Annotated in this window: 4 protein-coding genes; 1 reads left to right on the top strand and 3 read right to left on the bottom strand. The window is 71.9% G+C overall.

The window, feature by feature from the left end; genetic code table 11:
• A partial coding sequence (locus H0U68_RS23945) for a LysR substrate-binding domain-containing protein (RefSeq protein ID WP_296359481.1) occupies positions 1-707 on the top strand: 707 nt, incomplete at its 5' end.
• Here the strand turns inward: H0U68_RS23945 and H0U68_RS23940 are convergent.
• From H0U68_RS23940 to H0U68_RS23930, 3 genes are all read right to left on the bottom strand, one after another.
• Positions 664-1,743: a flavodoxin family protein gene (locus H0U68_RS23940; RefSeq protein ID WP_296359479.1), complete on the bottom strand. Its 1,080-nt coding sequence runs from the start codon at positions 1,741-1,743 to the stop codon at positions 664-666. The two genes, H0U68_RS23945 and H0U68_RS23940, sit on opposite strands and share 44 nt — an antisense overlap.
• Positions 1,744-1,810: 67 nt before the next feature.
• Positions 1,811-2,584, bottom strand: a complete 774-nt coding sequence (gene phnE, locus H0U68_RS23935; protein WP_296359477.1) for a phosphonate ABC transporter, permease protein PhnE — start codon at positions 2,582-2,584, stop codon at positions 1,811-1,813.
• A 14-nt stretch (positions 2,585-2,598) separates the two neighbouring features.
• Positions 2,599-3,075, bottom strand: a 477-nt coding sequence (locus H0U68_RS23930) for an ABC transporter permease subunit (protein WP_296359476.1), incomplete at its 5' end; no start/stop codon positions are given.

The raw sequence follows: 3,075 nt of genomic DNA, 5'->3' as shown, positions 1-3,075 counted from the left end.
ATGCGCTGCGGCGCGACGTCGGCGCGGCGCAGCGGCCCGCCGCCGGCTGCGCCGTGTTGCTGGTCAACAGCTCGGTCAATGTCCGGCCACTGCAGGGCGTGGTCGGCGACGTGCTGGCGCGGCATCCCGGCGCACGGCTGTCGGTGCGCGAGAGCGCCAGCGAAGCCACGGTGCATGCGCTGCACACGGGCGCCGCCGGCGTCGGCATCGTGACCGACGCGGCCGCCACCGACGGCCTGGTTGCCGAAGAACTCGGCGCCGACCCGCTGGTGCTGGTCGCTGCGCGCGGCCATGCACTCGCGGCGCGCGGCGCGCTGCGGTTCAGCGACGCGCTCGCGCACGACTGGGTCGGCTGGCGCGAGGACGGCGCCCTGCACACGCACCTGGTGATGCAGGCGGTGCGCGCGGGCGGTGCGCTGAACACGGTGGTCAGCGTGCCGACGGCCGAGGGCGTGCTCGATCTCGTCGCGCGCGGCTTCGGCATCAGCGTGCTGCCGCGTGCGCTGCTGGCGGGGTGCGCGTCCGCGTCGCAGCTGGCGATCCTGGAACTGGAAGAACCCTGGGCACGGCGCAAGCTGCTGGTGTGCCGCCGCGCGGACACCACGTCGCCGCTGGCGCTGGCGCTGTTCGCGGCCCTGCAGCGGCAGTGGCCGGCGCTGGACCCTATTTGCGCCGCGCCGGCTCCAGCGCCGCGTCCGCCGAGGTGAACTGCCCCGTGCGGATGCCCGCCACCGCCTTCGCCACCGCGCGGGCGACGTTGCGCACTTCCTCCTGCACGGCGGTGTCGCGGTCCAGCGTCTCGTGGCTGGTCGCGTACGGTTCGTAGTAGCCGATGAAGCGGTCCAGCCGCGCCAGCTGGCCGGCGTCGAGCAGGCCCATCCAGTCCAGCCAGTCCGATAGCGTACGCCGCACGCCCTCGATGCCGGCCACGTCGCCGTGCACCACCACGCCGTAGGCGCGCCCGGCCAGGTGCTTGGGATAGTCCCAGCCCGCGAGTTCGATCGCCTTGGCCTCCTCGGGCTTCTTGCCGTGCGTGGTCGTCGGATCGGGGTTGCCGCCGTCGGCGCAGACCAGGCGGTCGATCATCAGCTTGAGCGGGCTGGCCGCCTGGTACCAGTAGACGGGCGTGAGCAGGATCACGCCGTGCGCGCTGACCCACCGCTCGTAGATCTCGTTCATCCAGTCGCCGGTCTGGCGCTCGGCGTGGTTCGGGTAGCAGCTGCACGGCCAGTGGCACAGCGGCATTGCGGTGGACACGCAGCCCTTGCACGGATGGATGCGCAGGCCGTACTCGGAGGTGATCCGGCTCAGGTCGAGCAGATCGACTTCGATGCCGGCCTCGCCCAGCACCTCGCGCGCGATGCGCGACATCCGGTAGGTCTTGGAGATTTCGCCGGGGCAGGTGCCGTCGTTGCGCGAGGAGCCGCACACCACCAGCACGCGCGAGGGCGTCGCCGCATCCTTTTGCCGCGCGTCGGCGGCCAGCAGCCGGTCGCGCGTGGCGCGCCATTCCACCGACATGTCGTAGTCCGGGTCGAAGAACCCGGGTCCGGCCTTGGCCGTCACCGGTGCCTTGCGGCCTTCCTGGTAGGCGGACCAGGCCACCTCTTCCAGTTGCGCCAGTGCGGCGTCATGCGCGCGGAAGGCGGGATCGAAGAAGTCCTGCAAAAAGCGTTGGTGGAACGCCTGCCGGTCGAGCTGCGGCGGGGCCTGTCCTTTACGGATCTGTGGAGCTTGAGTCATCGGCCAGTGTAGGGAGCGAACCCGCTTGGCCGACGTCAGCGCAGGCGCCGCGCCAGCGCCGGACCAGTCAACGCGACAGCAGCCGGCGCGCGGCGTAGCTGGCGCCGTCCACCAGCCCGACCAGCACCACCATCGCGCCCAGCACCCAGCCGGTTTCGCCCATCTGGAACAGGCCCAGGTGGTAGGCCAGCAGCTGGCCCAGGCCGCCGGCGCCGACCACGCCCAGGATGGCGGCGGCGCGGATGTTGTTCTCCCAGCGGTACAGCGTGTAGCTGAGAAGCTGCGGCAGCACCTGCGGCAAGGTGGCGTAGAGGAACACGCGGCCTTCGGGCACGCCGCGCAGGCGCAGCGCGAAGGCCGGATCGGGCGCTTCGTTCTCCATGCTTTCGGCGAACAGGCGGCCCAGCACGCCGGTGGTGTGCAGCGCCAGCGCCAGCGTGCCGGCGAAGGGGCCAAGGCCGGCGGCGATCAGCAGCAGCGCCGCCCACAGCAGCTCGGGCACGCTGCGCAGCACGTTGAGCGCCAGCCGCGCGATGCCGCGCCAGCGCGCCGGATCATCCGCATGCAGCTTGCTCGCCGGCAGCGCCAGCAGCAGCCCGCCGGCCACGGCCAGCAGCGTGCCGACCACCGACATCGCCAGCGTCTCCAGCGCCGCCGGCAGCAGCTTGCGCAGGAAGCCCGCGCCGGGATCCAGCGAGAACAGTTCGGCGATGAACTTGCCCATGCGCGCCAGCGCGCCCGGCGACAGGAAGCGGGCCCACTGCAGGTCCAGCGACCAGAAGCTGGCGACAACCAGCGCCGCCATGGCGGCCAGGAACCAGCAGGTGCGGCAGCGTGCCATGTCTGTGCGTTGCTTCAGGCCAGCGCGCGGCGCAGCCAGCCGCTCAGGCGGTCGGTGGCGGCCACCAGCAGCACGAACACCAGCAGCATGGTGGCGACCTCGCCGCCGTTGAACATCTTGGTGGAGGCGTCGATCTGCTGCCCCAGTCCGCCAGCGCCGACGAAGCCGAGCACGGCCGAGGAGCGGATCGCACATTCCCAGCGGTACACCGTGTAGCTGGTGAGCTCGGCCGCGTTCTGCGGCAGCAGGCCGTAGAAGAAAGCCTGCACGCGGCCGGCGCCGTTGCGCAGCAGCGAGGTGGCCGCGTGCGCATCGCCGCTTTCCAGGATTTCGCCGTACACCTTGCCCAGCATGCCGGCATAGGTGAGCGCGATGGCCAGCACGCCGGCCGTGGGGCCCAGGCCGACCACGCGCACGAACACCAATGCCCACACCAGCTCGGGCACGCTGCGCAGCACCACCATGGCGCCGCGCAGCGCGAAGCGCACCGC

Source organism: Ramlibacter sp., from assembly GCF_013697775.1.
Lineage (GTDB): Bacteria > Pseudomonadota > Gammaproteobacteria > Burkholderiales > Burkholderiaceae_C > Ramlibacter.
Note: the sequence above shows the minus strand (reverse complement) of the source record. Positions and strands in the feature narration are given on the sequence as shown.